Origin of the sequence: Glutamicibacter sp. NPDC087344 (assembly GCF_044744225.1) — a bacterium.
Taxonomy (GTDB): Bacteria; Actinomycetota; Actinomycetes; order Actinomycetales; family Micrococcaceae; genus Glutamicibacter.
Genome location: NZ_JBIUXY010000001.1, coordinates 265193 through 285573, shown reverse-complemented (window position 1 = coordinate 285573; position 20381 = coordinate 265193). Strand labels below are relative to the sequence as shown.

Below are 20381 nucleotides of genomic sequence, written 5' to 3'. Positions count from 1 at the left end.
TATAAATTACGTCAGTGACGCTATACCCCAGGGTTTATCGTCACTGACGTTTTTATTTTGATCGTATGCAACAATCCATCAGGGAATCCGATGGTGGTTCAGAAGTTCAGCTACTAACCAGCAGCTGCCATGAGCTTGACGTGAAAAACTGAAATCCTGCTGGAGCATTGCAGCTTAGTTTCGCCGATAGTCGCATATGCCATGGCACGTTTGGACCATTGACAGCTTCTGCCGTGCAGGACAAGTTTTCCAGGCCGAGAAGAGTCAAATCTTCGGTAAGGAAGTCAGGCATGTAGCCCAGTGGGATACCTGTTGCATCCGCTACGAGAATTGCTTGGGTGTTGACGGGGTTTTGCGGTTCGGTAAGCAGGCGCAACTCGTCACCTGGACGCAGTGAGCGGAGCGCATGCTCTTGAAGCTCTTGGCTGACGGTAACTTCACGAGCATGGAGAGTTCGACGTTCGCCCGCTATATGACGCATGCCATGCACGAGGAAACTAACTTCCCATGTGCCGAGAATTCCCTCCGCCTGAGTTGGTACTGGCAGTAACTGAAGGGTATGGCCAGCCCGTCTACCGCCCGAGTGCGGCAGTTGCTCCCAAGGTGTGGGAACATCGGAAAGCCCTAGCGCCGAAACGAAACTTGAATAGTCTGGACGCCTCGGGGTCATGACACGTTGGGCAAAGAGTGGAAAAAGATCGTCTGCATCATAGCGAGCATACAAATCAGGGAAACCGACGAGAGGTCGAAAATCTTCGATACTTAACACATTGTGTACGTAGTTGAAGCTGTAGACACCAGAAAGTGTTTTGGCCAGTAACCCGATAGCACTGATTTCGCGCGTAAAAGGGTGCTGCCAGGTAACGACCAATACGTTAACTTGATGCGCGCCGAGCGACTCTGCCGAGAGCAGGCAGGGTGGGGCAAATACAGACATCTTGGATCTCTTCCATATTCACGGTGAGCAGCGTAGTGATGAATCTACGCCGAACCACCTACATTTTGTCGAAACCGTTCGCGATTTCGTTTACTCGTCCAAGAGGGATGTTCGATGGAGACTGTGATCAATGTCGTTTACCGTCATCGGAGTGCTTTGCCAGTTTGGGGATGATACTAGTGCCGAGAACATTTCAGTCTGCCCATAGACGGCCACTAAAATTGCCCGTTGATGGTCGCGAAAAGCACCCACCAGTGGCCATGAATGCTGCCCACCGATCAGTTCACAGTTTTCTGGGTCTTACAGTCAAAGGCGTTTGCCAAGGTCAGAGTAGAATCAATCGCTGATTCGCTTGCAGAAATCCTTCGTAGCCGATGTCGAGACAAATCAGAGTTCCAACGCGGACTTGAAAGTAGGCAATGGGGCAGCTTCGTACATTGAAGTGTTGTTCCTGCTGTTCAGGTGATCGATTCCGGACCTATGGCTATCAAATACCTGGTGTATTGGACTAGCCACTCACCGACACAACCAACGCTAAACAGGGGGGGCACTGAGCGACCGAATGTTATGTGCGCGGAGACGATGAGAACAGCGGATTAAAGCACAAGAGGCCGGAGCAGGAACAAATTATGTCTTCCTGCTCCGACCTCTTCGGAATCTATCTGCGTCTAACGCTTGGAAGCTCGGTAGCCTGCCTTGCGTGCGTCGCTCGTGTTCTTGAAGCATTCCTCAGGCTTGGTGCGGTCGTAGAACTGGCCGCCCTTCACGTGGTACTTCCATTCCTTATTGCTGCCGGTCCGGTTTCCCTTGACCGGGTAGCCAGCAGGGCAATTGTATCCGCTGGGCTTCTTCGAGACTGGTGTCTTTTTTGCAGCCTTCTTGGAGACTTTGATTGTCTCGGTCTTCGTTTTGGTCGAGGTTTTGCCTTTGTACTGGTACTTGACCGTTGTGGTGACCTTATACGTTCCGGTTGCCAACTTGGCCGAAGTCTTGTTCTTAGCTACAGTTTTTGAGCCCTTTTTCACGGTGAGCGTCGCGGACTTGACCTTGACGTTTTTGACCTTGGAATAGCTTGGCTTAATGGTGGCCTTTGCCGAGCCGGAAACGGTTTTGTTACCGATCTTCTTGATGGTGACAGCCAAGGTCGCCTTTTTCGCGGCGACTACGCTCACGCTGGCCGGTGCGGTAACAACTGGCTGTGCTGCGGCAGTGGTGGCGCCCGAAAAGACCAAGGCACCAGAAGCAAGAGCGACCAGAGCCCTCTGCAAGAGTTTGTTCATATTTTCCCCTAAGAAGTGATGATGACCGAGGAAAAAGCCTCAGATGAAAACCAGTTTAATGCGATGTATGACGCCATGTAAACCTAGATACCATTAGCCGAAAGCACAGCGACACGGGCTGTCACCTGTAGTTTTGGTTCACGACGTGGAGCACTCGAGGCTTAGGTGTGTGCAAAAGGAACTACCAATCGGACGCCAGAAACGCGAGCAAATCGTTTTCGGGTGCTGGCTAGAGGCAATTCGGCAGATTGAGGCACAGGTGAAATGCCCTGCGACAATCACCGTAACCGGGCCGGTGGTTAACGCCCCGTGAACACTTCGTGAGCCCTCGGTAAAGAGCTTCTGAAAAGGGCGTATTTGAGACTAGAGCACTGTTAGCCTCGAATGGACGATCATCATCCCGCTGCAGTGAGAGCAAAAAATTTATGCCCATCAATTTCTATCCGCGTGGTTTTCTGTACTCACGGGACGCCCAAGTGATTACGGACGAACTCAAGGGCTTTCGGCACCATCAGACCAGCCGCGGTGAATTCTGGCAGGCGCCAGAAACTGAACTAGAGATCTTGGATAGAGGCACGGCACTCATTGTCTTGATTGGACATGCCCAGTACGTTTCGGATTCCGCTTCCACCGGCGATACACGTGAGATTTGCGCCCTGATTTTTGATGCATGGGAAACTGCGGGCCGCACGGAAGTAGAAAAGTACCTCTATGACCTTGGAGGTCGCTATGCGCTGTTTGTACTGACCGATGACGAACAATATGTCTACCATGATGCGCATGGTATGCGCTCGGTATACTTTATCGACGGTCAGACGGTCGTTTCATCCCATGAGCGAATGCTCGCCGATCTTGTGAATGCCCGGCCCGAGTTGGCTACTATTTCGAGCCTCTCGCTTGCATTGAGAGGGCGATTCAGCCGTTTTCGCGGAATCACAGCATTACAGCCTAACCATAGGTTGGACTTGTCGACCTCGTCGCAATCCCGCTATTTTCCTTACACTGAGAACTCTTACCTAGGTGCGTCAGACAAAGAACGGTTAGATCTGGCTCAGCATTTGTGGACTGAGCAGATCAGGCTGATCTCGTCTGATCGGGACGTGGCGCTGTCGATGACCGGGGGAATTGACAGCCGAGTTTCTTTGGCAATGTCACGAGCCTTTTGGGATCGGATCAAAGCCTTTACCTATACGGCGATTCCTCGGCAAGACAGCGCTTGGTCACGTTCCATCTATCAGGATGAAGCGATCGTTCAGCAAATCCTGGATGTGGTCAACATTGATCATGAATTTCTACGCCGTGATGAAGCACCAGCATTGTCGGCAAATGAAAAGAATACGTTGGCCAAGAACACCGCTGGCCAGCACGGACAGTGGCTACTGAAGCTATATCAGCGAAGGTTTCCGAATCCGAGCACCGTACATTTACGGGCCAATCTGCATGAAACTGGTCGCAACTATTTCCACAAGTACCGTACGCCTGGTGAGCCATTGCGTGGCTTAAGGAAACTCTTGCGTGATCAGACGGTTCAACGCCACCCTGCGATGGAAACTCAGATCGATACGGTGATGGATGAATTTGACGAGCTTATCGGCCAAGCGGGCTACCGTGAATTGCCCGCATCCTATGAACCTCTAGACATGTACTACTGGGAGCTGCGCCAAGGACGATGGTTTTCTGAAGTGTTTAATGAAACGGATTGCGCTTTTGATACTGCGATTCCGTTTAATCACCGCCGTCTAATCGATCTGGCGCTGTCCTTCGACGCGAGTCAACGTCGCGAAGGCTACTTCTTCAAGGAACTAATCAATCGAAGTGCACCGTTCCTCAACTTCTACGGGGTTAATTCCACCAAGAATCTCTATGAACAAGGTCGGGACAAACTCAAGGAGTTGCCACCGTTACGCACCAATAGGGTGAACAATTCCGTAGGTACAAATGTTGAGGTCACTTCCAAAATCAGCATCTTGAATGAACAGGGGCAGAAAATCGCCCATAGGCCCTATGCTGGAAGCTTATATGTTCCAGCCGAACACTTCAGATCAAGCCATGTGGCTGAAATTCAGATCAATCATGATCCGGATGCAGATATGAGACCTATCGATCTGCAGCTCTCTGTGGAAAATACCTACGAGAACCCCAGGGCCACGAATCACATGGAGTTCGTAGTTGAACTCGACGGAGTTGAAACGCTGCGACATGATCTATCGGCAAGGCCAGAACCCTATGGAATTACGATGACCGCCCTGCCTGCTGGTACGTGTGTCAAGATTCGAATTCGTGCGCTTCGAGATACGCCACGAGATTCATGGGAGAAGGCTAGCCGCACCGGCTTGCAGATCGTCGCAAGGGTCGCGCAGGGCCAAGAACGAAAAATCCTGACCGACAATCCTTTTGCCAAAATTCTTCCCGTGGAACCAGCTAACTGAATGGTGAGCATGACCGACCAATTGAACAACCAGACGACTCGGCAAAGTGTTCTCCTGAACAACGCGCGCCGCACCCACCTGAACCTGCATCAGGAGATTCATGAATTGAGTGAAGAGTTACGGGCGCTCTACGAACGTGAATCCCGTTTGCTGAAGATGCTTGATAAACGAGACAAACAGCTGGCGCAAACGCCGGATGGTCGTCATCCCAAAGTTGCACCTGCTGCTACCGCGCAGAAAGGTAACCCCGATTCGGAAAAGGCCATGCGGGAGTTGGAGCTTTTGCAAAAACGCTATTTGGCCTTGAGCCGTTCGAAACTGGGGCGGTTGCAACTGTGGTACTGGCGATTTAAGTCGGGAAGGTAATATCAATGGATCCGAAAAGTCTTAGCAAACGTCTAAAACACATCGACAGGCGCATTGCCAGTCTTTCTCTTCCCGAGGGTTATCCGCAGGGATTCAGCATGGAACGCCACTTGATGTCCGACTACTATTCGCAGGCGTTAGCCGGAGAACATCCTTTCATCGACCCGGCACGGAGCTCAGCGGACTATGTGAGTCGTCGTTCCTACTTCGACTCCACCCGACGGCGAATCACTGACGAATTCTCCAGCGTTATCAATCGCAGCGAATCCGACGGACAACGCTGGTACCAGCCTTTTGAAACACGTATCGGAATCATTGCCGATGAGTTTCTCTATAAGAGCTTTGCCAATACCGCGAAATTTGTTCCGCTCACCCCTCAGAACTACACAGCGCATGTGGGGAAACTCGACTTGGTTCTTGTCACCAGCTCGTGGCGTGGCCTTGCCGGAGAGTGGGTTGGCGCCTCGCAACGCAAGAGCCGGATCCGCAAGCTCATTGAAACCGAACTTATCCCGGCTTTCCAAAATTCCGGTACCCCGGTTGCTTTCTACTCCAAAGAGGATCCGCCCAACTATGCGGTGTATCTGAGTACCGCGCAGCTTTGCGATTATGTTTTCACCAGTGCCGCGGAAATGGTTCCCCGGTACGCAATTGATTGCCCCAACGCCAAGGCGATCGAGGTTCTGCCATTCAGCGTCGACCACCAGCACCACAATCCGGTGGGCAGCCGCCAGCACCGGATCGATGATGTGGTGTTTGCCGGCAGCTGGCACAACCACAAATACCCAGAGCGCCGCGAGGCCGCGTACCAGCTCTTTGACGGGGTGATTGCCTCCGGGCGACGGTTGCGCATTATTGACCGGAACTGGGACTTGGGTTTGGAGAAGTACCAATACCAACAGCATTACCTACCCTATGTTGAACCTGCCGTCGCACATGATGAGCTTCTCCGTATCCATCGGACAAGCGATATTGCCATCAACCTGAACTCGGTAGTGAACAGCGCCAGCATGTATGCGAACCGTGTGGTTGAACTACAAGCCATGGGTTGCACGGTGTTGTCGAACTATAACGCGGGGGTTAATGACCGATTCCCCAATGTGTTTATGCCTGAGTCAGCGTTCGATACCGCTGACATCGTTGCCTCGCTGGATGCTGAGCATCTGTACCGCAATCAAATGACTGGTCTGCGCAACGTTTATACCAGCCACGTGAACTTTGACCGGATGCACACTCTTCTTTCCACCTGCGGTGTTGCCACCAGTGGGCCAGGAACCCGAACGGTGGCGTTGGTTGGTTCTGCAGAAGTTGCCCATCGTTTTCTGCAAAGCCAGCACTTGCCGGGAATGGATCCTTCCACTATCCAGGTCTTCGAAGATGAACGCAGCGCCAGAAATGCTGGTGCGGATCTGGCATGCTCGGTTTCCGAAGGGTTCGATTACGGCCAGCACTATCTCCAGGATCTGCTTAACGCCACCAAATTCGTTGCGGCGGGGACCTTGTTTAAGGCACCTGAATCGTCCGCGAGTACGCAGCACCATGACTTCACCGAAGACGCCGCCCCCGAACACGGCTCACTACGTTGGCTGGAAGCCACGAACGACAGCCGCGAAGATCAGGGTTACATGCTTGACGGTTACGAAGTCGCTCCGCGAGCGCGGGAACGTGCCGAAATCAGCCCTGAGTGGAAGCCGGAGCTGAGTGTGGTGATTCCGGTCTACAACAATGGTGGACACCTGAACTTTAAGTGTTTTGAATCCCTGCGTCGAAGCTCAATTTTCGAGTCCATGGAAATCCTGCTTATCGACGATGGTTCAACCGACGCGGCGACACGAAATACCGTCCGCGAACTTGAATCACGTTATGCCAACGTGCGTGCGTTTAGTTTTGAACCCGGAGGCTCGGGCAGTGCATCACGCCCACGCAATAAGGGTTTGGATATGGCAACAGCGCCGTGGATCACCTACCTGGATCCGGATAACGAGGCACTGTCGGATGGGTACGCTAAGCTGCTGCAGCTGGCCAAGACCAACGGTTCGGATTTCGCCCTGGGCAACATGATTCGTAATGCGGACCGACGCAAGCTGGTCAACTATGTGCGAATCCTGCGCAAGCAGATCCACCAGAATCGGGTGTCCGACGAAACCTACGCTGTAGATCCTGGGCTGCTGCCAAAAATCAATTTCACGCCCATGAGCATCCAGGCATTGGTGGCGAATACCGATTGGCTCCGATCCCTGAAGATTGAACAACCCGTTGGCGCGGTAGGACAGGATTCCTACTTCTTCCAGCAGATGCTCTACTACAGCACCAAGATTTCCTTGCTCAACGAGCCGATCCACGCATACTTCGCGGCCGTATCCACCTCGACGGTGAATACCCTTGGACCGAAGTTTTTCCGCAAGTACATTCCGCTGGAACGCGAACGCGCTGCCTGGCTTGGCGAAGTGGGGCTGCTGGACGTCTACAAACAACGACGTATGGAGCCCTTTATCAAGGGCTGGTACCTTGACAAGCTCCAGCGGGTCGCGCCGGAAGAACAGCCTGAATCTCGTGCGCTGATTGCCCAGCTGGCAGGTTTTTATGGGCCACATGAGTGGCAGGACGAGACTCTGCAAGAGTTTTTCGCCACGACGGCAGCCGAGCTACCCGTTTCCTAGGCTCCGCAAGAACATATACAACACCGTAGGACAGAAACTCGATGGACATCAGAACACTGCGCACCGGGCTGTGGCACCTGCGCACCGGTGGTTTTAGCCAACTAAGCACCTGGTGGAGGCGCCAGCAATTGGGCCTGCATCAGGCGCCACCGTCAGCAGTTGCCGACCGTCAGAAGCTTCTGGGGTACTCGCCACAGGGCATTGCCGGGAGCAGCGTCAATCATTCGCGGGCGCGTAGCTCGTTGCGGGTGGCAGTGATCCTCGACGAGTTCAGCCATGCCGCGTGGGGACCGGAATGGGAACTGGAAGCGCTGACCCCGGGGAACTGGGAACAGAAATTAAGCGACTCACACTTTGATCTGCTGTTCGTCGAATCAGCGTGGAATGGCAACAACGGTGCCTGGCAATACCATCTGACCGGTCCCACGGCACCGCGTCCCGCGCTGGTTTCAATGATCCAAGGATTCCGGGAAAAGGGAATTCCTGCGGTGTTCTGGAACAAGGAAGATCCGCCGCATTACGCGGACTTCTTGGAAACGGCCAAGCTTTTTGACGCGGTGCTCACCAGTGATGTTCGCAAAGTTCCTGACTACACCAAAGACCTAGGCCACCGCCGCGTGGGGGTGCTTCCCTTTGCCGCGCAACCCGAACTGCATAATCCGGTGCGCTCACGAAGCGCCACGCCTCGCGGTGTTGCATTTGCCGGGATGTATTTTGCCCACAAATACCCCGAACGCCGTGAACAATTGGAGCTGCTGCTGGGAGGTGCGCTGGAAGCAGGAAACAAGGGCGGAGAGCAACTCTCCATTTTTTCGCGCCAGCACGGAGGCAAGGCCGAGTACCAATTCCCTGAAGTGTATTCGAAACATGTGAGGGGTTCATTGCCATATGAGCAGATGGTTGACGCCTATCAAGAGTTTTCGGTATTTCTGAACGCCAATTCGGTGATCGATTCACCAAGCATGTGCGCCCGCAGAATTTTTGAGATAACCGGATGCGGCACCCCGGTGCTTTCCGCGCCCAGTGCGGCGCTCGGAAACTACTTCGCCCCGGAGGAAGTCTTCGAAGCGCAAACACGGGAAGAAGCCTCGCAGGTTTTGCGCACGCTGGCACGAAGCCCGCAGCAGCGAGACCGCAGTGTCCATCTGGCCCAGCGCAAGCTCTGGCATGAACACAGTTATGCGCATCGAGCCCTCGACGTTGTTGGACTTGCCGGCCTAGAAAGCCTCGAAGCGGCAACGCCAAACAAATTCTCTATGGCGGCTGACCGCAATGTGAGTGTCATTGTGGCAACCAACCGCCCGGGACAACTGGACCATGTGCTGGAAACGCTTTCGTCTCAACAGCAGGTCAATATACAACTCATCCTGGTGACCCATGGATTTGAACCCGATGCAGGCACCTTGCAGACCTTTCGTGAGCGTAATGCTGAAGGGGAACTGATTCATGTACATGCCCCGGAATCGATGAGCTTGGGGTCATGTTTGAACCAGGGGATACTTCGTGCCGACTCAGATTTTGTCGCGAAGATCGATGACGATGACATTTATGGACCGAACTACCTCGCCGACTCGATCAATGCGTTGCGTTACAGCGGTGCTGATCTTGTGGGCAAGCAGGCGCATTACATGTATCTGGAAGGTAGCAACCGAACTCTTCTGCGCATGGCCGAACGCGAACATCGATTCACCGATCTGGTCATGGGGCCAACCATGCTAGGTAACCGAGAGCTATGGGCCGAACTGAAGTTTGCTGATTTGGGACGAGGGGAAGATACGGACTTCCAACGCCGCGCCGTCTCCGCCGGAGCAAAGATCTACTCAGCTGACAGGTTCAACTTCCTGCAGATGCGCACCGCAACTGAAGGGCATACCTGGCAGGCGGGGGAGCGCGAGCTCGCGGCCACCGGGAGCGTCCAGTTTTTCGGAAGAAACGATGACCATGTTTTTTTCTAAAACGGACGGGGAGGCTTCGCCTTCTTTGAAGATCCTGCTCCTGACCCATTCCTTTTGGCCTGAGAATTCGCCACCCCAACGACGATGGAAAAGCTTCACCCGTTCGTTGGCTGAAGCCGGACATCAGGTCAGTGTGGTCACCCCGTATCCCAAGGCGTCCTCGGAATACCCCAAATCACACAGCGCGGAGCAAGACCAGCGTATTCGGATGATCCGATACCCGGCGTTTGGTTCAGTCACCTCGCTGATCGGAAAGGCCGTGCGCTCACTTTTTCATGCGTTCGCTTCCGTGCCGGCAAGCTTGCGCAACGGCCGACAGGATGTGGTGATCGCTACGGTTCCGGCCTTGAGCACACTGTTCAGCGGATTCGCGGCCAGCCGCTTGTTGCGTGCCCAATTTGTGGTTGACCTACGCGACCCATGGCCGGATTTGTTCAGGGATTCTAAGATTCTTCGGCCCCGAAGGCTTGAACCGCTCGCGATTCGTGCGGTGCTGTATCTGCTGCGCAAGGCAGACCTGGTCGTGACCGTAACCGAAGGATTGGCACACACCGCACGGAACCAAGGAATACGCCACGTCTCGACCATCCCCAATGGGGTAGACCTCGCCAACTACCCGTTGCCGCGCAAACGGAGTGAAAACTCACCGCAACGCAGACTTCGGGTGCTCTATCTTGGAAATGTAGGGCTCAGCCAAGGACTAGACCTGCTGATCCGTTCTGCTGCGCAGCTGCCGGGGCGGATTGAGGTACGTCTTGTCGGTGAAGGCAACGACAAGGTCCGGTTGCAACGGCTAGCTTCCGAGCTTCGCGCACCGGTGCACTTTTTCGACCCGATACGTGGAGAGCAAGTTCTGGATATGTACAGCTGGGCCGACACCGTGGTGGTGAGCTTGAGACCAGATTGGCCGAGTTTCAGCCATACCGTCCCATCCAAACTGTACGAGCTGCTGGCCCTGGACCTTCATGTGACGGGACTGGTTCAGGGTGAAGCCGCAGACATCATCACCGATGCCCGAGCCGGGCAGATTGTCCGACAGAACATCAAAGCGCTCACCACCTACTTTGAGCACTTGTTGCAAGATCCACTAGTCCTCAAGGCTTCTGGCGATGGTCCGCAGTGGATCGCCCGCAACGCGGACCTTGCACGTCTCGGACGGCAATACACCCAACAACTCGAAGCGCTAATCGCGCCAGAGGCGTCCGCCGGAAGAGTTCATTCATGAACGCCTTGAACAGGCCCGCCCAAGCTGCGGGTCAGCTCCGGCACTACAGCAGGGGAATCAGCAATCTCCTCCGGCTGGTGACCGCCAACCTCGGTGATGACCCGCACTATTTCGCACTTCAGGCCGTACGCAAGCTCGCAGGAACTCAAAAACTGGCGGGAATCCAACACGCTGTTGCCGCGGCAGCAAACCGCAGCAATCTCTCCACACTCGGAGCGCTCTTGAGCGAAGATCGGGCCTCGCTCCAAAACACCGTGGAGAACCAAAGGGACCGCTGGAACGAACCACGCTACGCAGCTCGACTGGCTGATTGCGCCATTGCCGCCGGACTGTGGACCAGCGCCGCCGAAATCCTGGCAAGCAGCGAGATATCCCGGCATACCGCCCGATCTCGCGCCAGATTATCTTGGGCATTGGGAAATATTGACGAAGCCATCAGCACACTTGAATCCTCTCGCATATCTGCTGGCCGGCAACTGGCACACTATCGTAGCGAACGTGAAGTTCTCACCGGGTGGGAGCCTACCTTGCCTGCCGGCCAGCGCCATTGGAGCATCGAATCAGCACCCAAACTCCTCTACGTCGCAACAAACTCCCTGCCCCACACCGGTAGCGGTTATGCCCAACGAACCCAGAGCCTGTTGGCGGCGCTGCAAGAAGACGGTGTTGAAACACGGTGTGCCACCCGAGTGGGATACCCCCTGAACATCGGGCACGTCTTCAGCCCGGACCACGAAACCGTGCAGTCGGTTCACTATCACCGCCTGCTGCCAGCCAAAATGAACTTCGATATGGTTGGCCGGATCCAGCAGCAGACACAGCTGCTGGCAGATTTGGTGTCGACACTTCAACCCACGGTTCTGCACACCACCACGGACTTCACCAATGCACTATCGGTGCGAGCCGTCGCGCGCGTCTTCGACCTTCCCTGGGTATACGAAGTACGCGGACAACTGGCAGACACCTGGGCCTCCACCAGGCCGGAAACATCTCAAGATTCGCAACGTTACCGGCTCTTCACCCAACGCGAAGCCGACATCGCAGCTAGCGCGAACGCGGTGTTCACCCTCGGCGAGGCCATGAGCGAAAATCTTCAAAAATCAGGGGTAAGTCCGCCACGTATCACCGTATTACCCAATGGGGTCGGAGACGACTTCTTGAAGCGCGGTTTGCCTGACGAAACTTCACGCGCAGAACTACGCGCGGAACTAGGGCTGGAACCTACGTCTTTCTATTGGGGTACCGTTTCCAGCCTGGTTGATTACGAGGGACTAGATTTGCTGGTCCGGGTCACAGCCGGGCTTGCCCAGAGATACCCGAAACTTCGTTTGTTGATCGTTGGCGACGGGGTCGAACGTGAACCGTTGATGCGACTGGCTGCAGAATTGAACATCGAGGATCGGTGTGTCTTCACCGGACGAGTTCCACGGCACGAAGCCCCGGCCTATCATGCGGCGCTGGATGTGTTCGCCGTTCCACGACGCGACCTGGGTGTCACCCGGGCGGTCACGCCCCTGAAACCGGTGGAAGCCATGGCCAGTTCGGTGCCCGTGATGGCCTCCAATCTTCCAGCGCTCGCCGAACTGATCGAGGATCAGGTTAGCGGTGTTTTACTCAAACCGTCCGATACCGAAGTTTGGAGCGATTCGTTGGAGAAACTCATAATTGACCCATCATTCAGAGCTCGTTTGGGCGCGTCAGGACGGGAATTTGTAGAGAATAACCGCACGTGGTCTTCGTGTTCATCGAAACTTAAGCGAATCTATTCTTCCTTGTCCATCGTAAATTAACCCGGCGTTCACTCACGATTCCTAACTTAGATGAGTAATGGTTGGTCGGCTCGCACCGGCATTATCCACAACTGATAATTTGAGTCTCAATGTCTATAGCAGCGAGGCTCCCTAAGGATGAGGAAGTCGCACGAGTGACTGAGATCAAAGAAGTAGCTGTCATTGGCCTGGGATACATTGGCCTTCCAACGGCTGCGATTCTGGCTGAGAATGGAATTCGTGTTCACGGAGTTGATGTTAATGAACGCAACGTCAATGCCGTCAACGAGGGCAAGGTGCCCTTTGTTGAGCCAGAGCTTGGCGACTTCGTTTCCCGAGCCGTCAATAATGGCCTGTTGACGGCAACGGTGACAACCCCGGCAGCGGATGCCTACATTTTGGCTGTCCCTACGCCGTTTAATGAGGACTACACCGCTGACCTGAGCTACATCGAGGCCGCGGCCGATGGCGTTGCGCCGCTGCTTACGGGAACTGAACTCGTTATTCTTGAGTCCACCTCGCCTCCGGGGACCACCGAGCACCTGGCGAATTATCTGGCAGCCGCCCGCCCGGACCTGAACCTGGATCAGCTTCTGGTGGCGCACTGCCCCGAGCGTGTGCTGCCCGGTCAGGTCATGCGAGAACTCGTGACCAACGACCGAGTTGTCGGCGGAACCACTCCGAAGGCCGCGCAGCTGGCCAAGGATCTCTACTCGACCTTCTGCCAAGCCGAAATCCTGACCACCGATGCCGCCACTGCTGAGATGTCCAAGCTGGTGGAGAACTCCTACCGCGATGTAAACATCGCCTTCGCCAATGAGCTCTCGAAAATTTCAGACAAGCTGGGCATCAACGTGTGGGAACTGATTGACCTAGCCAACCACCATCCGCGGGTCAACATCTTGCAGCCAGGTCCTGGCGTGGGTGGACACTGCATTGCGGTTGACCCGTGGTTCATTGTCGCCGCGGCCCCAGAAGAATCCCAGCTGATCCGCCAGGCCCGTGAAACCAATGATTCCAAGCCAGGATGGGTCGTCACAAAAACCGAGGAAGCCATCTCCCGCAACCCGCAGGCGCCCGTGGCCCTGCTCGGATTGGCCTTCAAAAAGAACATCGACGATTTGCGTGAGTCGCCGGCAATCCAGATTGCCCTGGAACTGGCAAACAAGAACCCGCACATCAATTTCCTGGTCTCTGAACCGAACATCGAGGTTCTTCCGGCGTCATTTGCCTCGGTGCAGAACGTTCAGCTGGTGCCGACCAACGAAGCCATCGACCAGTCAGCGACCGTTGTTTTGCTTGTTGACCATGATGAATATTCAGATGTTTCCCTCCAGCAGCTGACGGGTAAACAGGTGATAGATACCCGCGGGCAATGGCGTGCGTTGACCGCCGCACCAGCAGTGGAATCCTCGGCCTTGGAGAATTCGAATGCCTAAAAAAATCATGCCGATCTACGGGACTCGTCCCGAAGCGATCAAGGTTGCACCCATCGTCAAGGCGCTGCAAGCCAGCGAACTTTTTGATTGTGTTGTCACCGTCACCGGTCAACACCGGGAAATGCTTGATCAGGTCAACACCCTGTTTGACATCGTTCCAGACCACGACTTGGACATTATCGAACCACGGCAGACCCTCAACGGCATCTTGACCAAAACGATCAAGGGGCTGGATGAGGTATTGGATAACGAAAAGCCGGATGCGGTGATTGTGCAGGGCGACACCACGACCTCTACCGCCGCCGCGCTGGCTGCCTTCTACCGGGGAATCCCCGTGGTGCATGCAGAAGCGGGACTGCGAAGCCATGACCTGTATTCGCCGTTCCCGGAAGAAGCCAACCGCAAGCTGACCAGTCAGCTGGCTGCGTTGCATCTGGCACCGACACGAGTGAGCCGAAACAATCTTGTTCGCGAGAACCTGAAGGCGGAAGACATCGTCGTCACCGGCAATACCGTGATCGATGCACTGCTAAGTGTGGTTCAAAAGAACGTTCCGTTTGAGGATTCTCGGCTGGAAGAAGTGACCTCCAGCGGGAAACGTATCGTCCTGGTGACCACCCACCGCCGTGAGAACCAGGGTGAGCCGATGCGCCAGATCGCTAGGGCCTTGGCTCGCCTGGCCCAAGCCGAGCCTGGTGTTGAATTTGTGCTCCCGCTGCATCGAAACCCAGCGGTACGCGAAGCGCTGCTTCCTTCCATTGAAGGAATCCAAAATATCACCCTGACCGAGCCATTGAGCTACGGGGAATTCACCCGCATGCTCGACGCCTCGAACATCGTCCTCACCGATTCCGGGGGAGTCCAAGAAGAAGCTCCGAGCCTGGGCAAGCCGGTACTGGTGATGCGCGAAAATACCGAACGTCCCGAAGCTGTTTCCGCTGGAACGGTACGACTGATCGGTACGGATGAACAGCGGATTGTCGACTCGATCAGCGAGCTGCTGAATAATGCCGCAGCGTACGCCGACATGGCCAATGCGGTTAATCCCTACGGGGACGGTTTGGCCGCTGAACGCACCGTGGCGGCTCTTGCCGAACTGCTGGGTGTTGGGCAGCGTGCCGAGGAATTCGGCGACTACGACTTCGACGAGGCCGCCGCCGAGCAGGCCACCAAACGTTCAACCTTGGTCTAATACCGAACCCGTCCACATATTTTGTCGGGGTCAAACCGACAAGTCAGGCATGTCCGCACCGTGCGGGCATGCCTGACTTAAAACATCAGCACGATCTTGTGTATGAAGGACTTCAACTGTTGAAAACCGAAGAGCTGGCCTATGTGCTTACTCGCGAACTGGACGTTGAGACAACACATGTTTCCGTCCAGCTGTCATTGGAAAACATCCCGTCAGAGGACCTGGATAAGTCGGGTGTGCTCTACTACCGCCTGCAAGACGCAGAAGGCCAGGAGATTCGACTCATCGAGAAGGTTGGCGTTTCACCGGTCTACGGTCCCTTTCGTTATGTCCACCAACGCCAAGGTCAAAGCCACTACACCATCAATGTTCCTATCCCGGAAGGGACCAGTGTTTTTGAAGCTGGTGTGGTCTCCTTGCGGCAGCGGCTTCGTGGAAATGTCAGCCTGGATGCCACGGAACGTGGACCGAATGCGGACACCGATTTCTCTGCGGTGACCCCCAAGTCACCCATTCCTGTGGACGGTGTACGTCTTACATTCCCGGTACAACCCGGGGCCGAGTACGAATTGTTTGCTCCGGTTCAGGCCACCGACCAGGGCAAGGCACTGTTGCTCTTTTCCTTCATGGATAGCGCAAAGAATCTGCTCCTGCCCGCCGAAGGGCTAAGCTACCACCCTGAGTTTGGCGCCTATCAGTATGCTCAGGGCGCGGCAGGTGCCGCGACCTCAGTCAAGATCCCGGAGGGCTGCACCGAACTGGAGTTGCGCGGCAAACAATTCTCCGGATCGGTAGTTGAGCTGATCGGTGAACCTCGGCTTGAAAACACATCTGATCAGATGGTTCCGTCCGGTCAGCTGATCACCTCATGGATCGAGAACCTGGACACCGCCGATGACATCATTTTGCTCCAAAGCACTGCCGGTCCGATTTCGCTGACAAATAAACTACTGCTTCGCTCTAACCGCACGGCGATGGAACTTGCCAAGCACGGATGGAAAGTTGTGTATTCACCGTTCAGCACCCCTGACCTCGCCGATCGGTTGATTAACGAGAATCTGCTCCAGCTCGCTCCTGACGAGCTCCCCGGCGTGGTTGATCGCCTGGTCGCCAAGGGTCTGACCGGGCGTCGGGTGCTGTACTGCTCCTCCTTTGCCGACATGAGAGCGTTGTCCGTGCAAAACCGGCTGCAAGACTACGGCTGGAAGTCCGTATACGAGATCCGTGACGATATGGAAGAGTTCCGTCGAGTCGGCTATTCCAAGTGGTACAGCCCCGCGCTGGAGCAACGCTACGCACAGGAGGCAGAAGGCCTCCTTGCCACAAGCCCTCGGCTTAGGGATAAAATCTCGGTTATTTCCGGCCGGCAAGATGTCGCGTATTTGCCCAATGCGGCGCCCGACGAGTTGATCGAACAGACCCGCACGATGCGTTCAGTGCAGCACCATGACCAGCATCGCTCTACGGCGGTCGTTGGGTACCTGGGGCACCTGACCGACTCGTGGTTTGATTGGCAAAAGTTCTTGTCGGTTGCCAAGCTGAACCCGGATCTTGACTTCGAAATTATTGGCCATGGCATGCCCAAGGACATCAGGCTTCCACTGAATGTCCGCTACCTCGGAGCGATGAGCCATGACGAATGTTTGCCCATCGTTTCGCGCTGGACCGTGGGCCTGATTCCGTTTGTGGAATCACGACTAACCTATGGGGTCGACCCGAACAAGGTCTACGAGTACGTTGCGATGGGTCTACGCACGGTCAGTGCTCCCATGGGAGATTTGGAGAACGTTCCCGGGGTCAGCATTTACCGGACAACCGAGGAATTCTCACATCTACTCAGGGACGCCGTGAACGACGTGCCTGATGAAGAGTTTTACGATACCTGTTCAGCGTTCTTAGAAGAGGCCGCCTGGTCCTTCAGGGTCGGGGAAATCAGGGGTTTTATTGAAGGGCTGTACAAGTGAATCGAATCCTCACCACCTACATGAATTGTTCCCTGGGTGGGATGACCAGCGTTTACCGCGCTCGAGCCCTGCATCATCCGAACACCCAGTTTGATCATGTGTTCGAAGCGGATCGAGGTGGGAGACAAGCCTTCGTTTCCTTGCCAAATTCTTCGGTTCGAATCATCGAAGAGAACCGTTCGGCAAACTATCTGAGCTACCTGCTGTCACAGGTCGACTATCGCCAACTTCGAATTACCAGCCGTCCGGGCTTACTGGACAAACTTGTCATCCCTTCAAATACCTCAGTGGTCTACGAGATTCACTCGCCGAACCCGAAAATTATCGCCCGTGAACTGAAATCCTTGAGCATGGAGCGCATAGATGAGATTTGGACCCCATCAGATTGGGCCTCCCAACTAGTGCAGTCGTTACTGCCGGCCCGCAAACACGCGACAATCCGGACGGTGCCAAATCTTGTTGACACCACAAATTTCCGCACGGAGTCGACAAAAAGTTACAGTTTCCTCAAACGTGAAGGAAAGCCCGTATCTTGGATTGGTCGGCTAGAGAATACGCAGAAAAACTACCTCGACTTTTTGCGAATCTTGAAGCTGCTGCCCCGAGACCACTACGGACTGGTGATTTTTAGTTATGAGAACACCCCGGACCGGCTTGAACGTTTTCTCGGAGACGCGGCCATGCTTGGTGTTGACGATCGACTACAAATCTACGGCAACGTGCCGCAGCCAGAAGTTGCGGACATCCACCGCGCAGTGCGGGACGCCGGCGGGGCCTTCTGTTCCACCGCTCTGAGCGAATCATTCGGCTACGCGGTGCTTGAGGCTGCGCTCACCGACTGTCCGGTGGTTGCCTACGATGTAGGTCCATTGGCTGAGCATCCGATTCCCGTACATTTGACGGCGGTCGGGGACCTGCGCGGCACCGCGGAGGCCATCAGGGAGATTACCGAATCAAACTGACCGTTTGACTGCCAACGCACAATGAGCGGTGCGGTGGTTTGACGCCCAAGTTTTTCTGGGCACCGAAGCACCGCACCATTTACGACCCGTCAGTTGATTGCCGGGCTTACTCTGCACCCGCACCCGCTGGCGGCTGCGGTATAGCCAGGACCCAGTAAGACACCGATTCCAGTGGTTAGACCCCCATCGGGGTGGTGACGTCATGGTAAGGGTCTGCAAAACTATGATCGAGTATCTCGTTCAGGTAGCCGCCGTAGCCGCTCTTGCCAAGTGTTGCTGCAAGTCCGCGGAGTTGGGTGTCGTTAATGAATCCTTGACGCCACGCAACTTCTTCCGGAGCCCCGATTTTCAGGCCTTGTCTGGCTTCAACGGTACGGATGAAGTTGGATGCGTCATTCAGGGATTCAAACGTCCCGGTATCCAGCCAAGCGGTACCGCGGGCCAACACATTGACGTTGAGCTGGCCTTCGTCCAGATACAGGCGGTTGATGTCTGTGATTTCCAATTCGCCGCGAGCAGATGGTGAGAGTGCCTGTGCTTTGGCAATCACGGAATTGTCATAAAAGTACAGGCCCGGAACGGCGTAGTGGCTTTTGGGATTTTCCGGTTTCTCTTCTAGGGAGATCGCCCGGTGGAACTGGTCGAACTCAACCACACCGTAGGCGCGTGGATCTTTGACCCAGTAACCGAAAACGGTTGCGCCCGGCTGGTCGACGTATTTTCGCAATTGAGTACCAAAGCCGGGGCCATGGAAGATGTTATCTCCCAGGACCAGAGCCACCGATTCATCACCGATGTGGTCGACACCAATGATGAACGCCTGGGCAAGCCCCTCAGGCTTCGGCTGCACCCGGTAGCTCAAGCGCACTCCGAATTGTGAACCGTCACCAAGAAGGTTCTGGAATTGAGCCTCGTCCTGCGGAGTCGTAATGATCAAAATGTCCCGAATACCAGCCAACATCAACGTTGATAACGGATAATAGATCATTGGTTTATCAAAGACCGGCACCAGCTGTTTTGAGATGCCCATCGTAATTGGATGCAGACGCGACCCAGTTCCCCCAGCAAGTATGATTCCCCTCATGAATCGAGACTAACAACGGCAATAAGCTCGCCGGCAGAGTATCCGTACTCGAAAATTTCTAGGTCTACACCTCGCACCGGTATTGCTAGTTAGCGTAGGGATATGAAAAGAATCCTTGTGACTGGGGGAGCGGGATTCATTGGGGTCAACTATGTCCACCACATGATCGAGCACTCCGACAGCGCCATCACCATCCTCGACAAGATGACCTACGCCGCGAATCGGCAATCGTTAGATTTGTTGCCGCCGTCCCGCGTCAAGTTGATTGTCGGAGACATTGCCGACGCAGTACTTGTTGACGAACTCGTCTCCAAACACGACGTGGTGGTGCACTTCGCCGCCGAATCTCATAACGATAATTCGTTACATGACCCGGGTGTTTTTGTGCGAACCAACGTTATCGGAACGTTCGAATTGCTCGAAGCGGTACGTAGGCACGATGTCCGATTCCACCATATTTCCACGGATGAAGTTTACGGGGACCTCGCCTTGGATGACCCGCAGCGATTCACCGAAACCACACCCTACAACCCATCAAGCCCGTACTCGTCGACGAAGGCCTCCAGCGACCTGCTGGTTCGTGCTTGGGTGCGCTCCTTTGGAATCAACGCGACGTTGTCCAACTGCTCCAATAATTACGGGCCATTCCAGCACGTCGAAAAGTTTATTCCCCGTCAGATCACCAACGTTCTGACCGGCGCGAAACCCAAACTCTACGGGGACGGCACCAACGTCAGGGACTGGATCCATGTGCGGGATCATTCATCGGCGGTGCAACGCATCGTGGAACAGGGGCAATCGGGCCATACCTATCTGATTGGGGCGGATGGGGAGAAAAACAATAAGGACGTACTCCGGATAATCTTGCGGCTCATGGGCGAAGCAGAGGATGCTTTTGATCATGTGATTGATCGTCCCGGACATGATCTGCGGTACGCGATCGATTCCACAATTCTGCGCAGCGAGCTGGGCTGGACCCCTAGGTACACCGACATCGAATCAGGACTTTCTCAGACCATCGATTGGTACAGTAACCACAGAACCTGGTGGGAGCCTGGTAAAGCCAAGACCGAAAACAGATATGCACAGCAACTCCAAATGACTTCGGAGGCTACCTGA

General features: G+C 54.9%; 14 protein-coding genes. 11 read left to right on the top strand and 3 right to left on the bottom strand.

Translation table 11 applies throughout. From position 1 onward, the window contains the following. Positions 1 to 106 precede the first annotated feature (106 nt). Complete coding sequence (locus ACIOWL_RS01210) at positions 107 to 937, bottom strand: hypothetical protein (protein WP_400380636.1); 831 nt, start codon at positions 935 to 937, stop codon at positions 107 to 109. 668 nt (positions 938 to 1605) lie between these two features. Next, on the bottom strand, positions 1606 to 2217 hold the full coding sequence (locus tag ACIOWL_RS01205; RefSeq protein ID WP_400380633.1) for a hypothetical protein: 612 nt from the start codon (positions 2215 to 2217) through the stop codon (positions 1606 to 1608). A 425-nt stretch (positions 2218 to 2642) separates the two neighbouring features. On the opposite strand from ACIOWL_RS01205, the gene ACIOWL_RS01200 reads away from it, so the two are divergent. From ACIOWL_RS01200 to ACIOWL_RS01155, 10 genes are all read left to right on the top strand, one after another. Further along, a complete protein-coding gene (locus tag ACIOWL_RS01200; RefSeq protein WP_400380631.1) occupies positions 2643 to 4646 on the top strand; it encodes a hypothetical protein in 2004 nt (667 codons plus the stop codon). 9 nt (positions 4647 to 4655) lie between these two features. After that, complete coding sequence (locus ACIOWL_RS01195) at positions 4656 to 5012, top strand: hypothetical protein (RefSeq protein WP_400380628.1); 357 nt, start codon at positions 4656 to 4658, stop codon at positions 5010 to 5012. 98 nt (positions 5013 to 5110) lie between these two features. Then, complete coding sequence (locus ACIOWL_RS01190) at positions 5111 to 7672, top strand: glycosyltransferase (protein ID WP_400380626.1); 2562 nt, start codon at positions 5111 to 5113, stop codon at positions 7670 to 7672. Between the two features lie 41 nt (positions 7673 to 7713). Further along, positions 7714 to 9627: a glycosyltransferase gene (locus ACIOWL_RS01185; protein WP_400380623.1), complete on the top strand. Its 1914-nt coding sequence runs from the start codon at positions 7714 to 7716 to the stop codon at positions 9625 to 9627. Then, on the top strand, positions 9614 to 10852 hold the full coding sequence (locus tag ACIOWL_RS01180; protein ID WP_400380622.1) for a glycosyltransferase family 4 protein: 1239 nt from the start codon (positions 9614 to 9616) through the stop codon (positions 10850 to 10852). Before ACIOWL_RS01185 ends, ACIOWL_RS01180 begins: the two co-directional genes overlap by 14 nt. Next, positions 10849 to 12642 carry a glycosyltransferase family 4 protein gene (locus ACIOWL_RS01175; protein ID WP_400380620.1) on the top strand — a complete coding sequence of 598 codons (1794 nt, stop codon included), beginning with the start codon at positions 10849 to 10851 and terminating at the stop codon, positions 12640 to 12642. Before ACIOWL_RS01180 ends, ACIOWL_RS01175 begins: the two co-directional genes overlap by 4 nt. Positions 12643 to 12776: 134 nt before the next feature. Then, complete coding sequence (gene wecC / locus ACIOWL_RS01170) at positions 12777 to 14060, top strand: UDP-N-acetyl-D-mannosamine dehydrogenase (protein WP_400380619.1); 1284 nt, start codon at positions 12777 to 12779, stop codon at positions 14058 to 14060. Next, the gene (gene wecB / locus ACIOWL_RS01165; RefSeq protein WP_400380617.1) at positions 14053 to 15252 is read left to right on the top strand and encodes a non-hydrolyzing UDP-N-acetylglucosamine 2-epimerase; all 1200 of its coding nucleotides are present in this window, start codon (positions 14053 to 14055) and stop codon (positions 15250 to 15252) included. The genes wecC and wecB overlap by 8 nt, the downstream gene beginning before the upstream one ends. Positions 15253 to 15320: 68 nt before the next feature. After that, complete coding sequence (locus ACIOWL_RS01160; RefSeq protein ID WP_400380615.1) at positions 15321 to 17216, top strand: hypothetical protein; 1896 nt, start codon at positions 15321 to 15323, stop codon at positions 17214 to 17216. After that, a complete protein-coding gene (locus tag ACIOWL_RS01155) occupies positions 17213 to 18178 on the top strand; it encodes a glycosyltransferase family 4 protein (RefSeq protein ID WP_400380613.1) in 966 nt (321 codons plus the stop codon). The genes ACIOWL_RS01160 and ACIOWL_RS01155 overlap by 4 nt, the downstream gene beginning before the upstream one ends. A gap of 175 nt (positions 18179 to 18353) precedes the next feature. Here ACIOWL_RS01155 and rfbA read toward each other — a convergent pair whose 3' ends face one another. Beyond that, the gene (gene rfbA / locus ACIOWL_RS01150) at positions 18354 to 19262 is read right to left on the bottom strand and encodes a glucose-1-phosphate thymidylyltransferase RfbA (RefSeq protein WP_400380611.1); all 909 of its coding nucleotides are present in this window, start codon (positions 19260 to 19262) and stop codon (positions 18354 to 18356) included. Positions 19263 to 19364: 102 nt separating this feature from the next. On the opposite strand from rfbA, the gene rfbB reads away from it, so the two are divergent. After that, complete coding sequence (gene rfbB, locus ACIOWL_RS01145; protein ID WP_400380609.1) at positions 19365 to 20381, top strand: dTDP-glucose 4,6-dehydratase; 1017 nt, start codon at positions 19365 to 19367, stop codon at positions 20379 to 20381.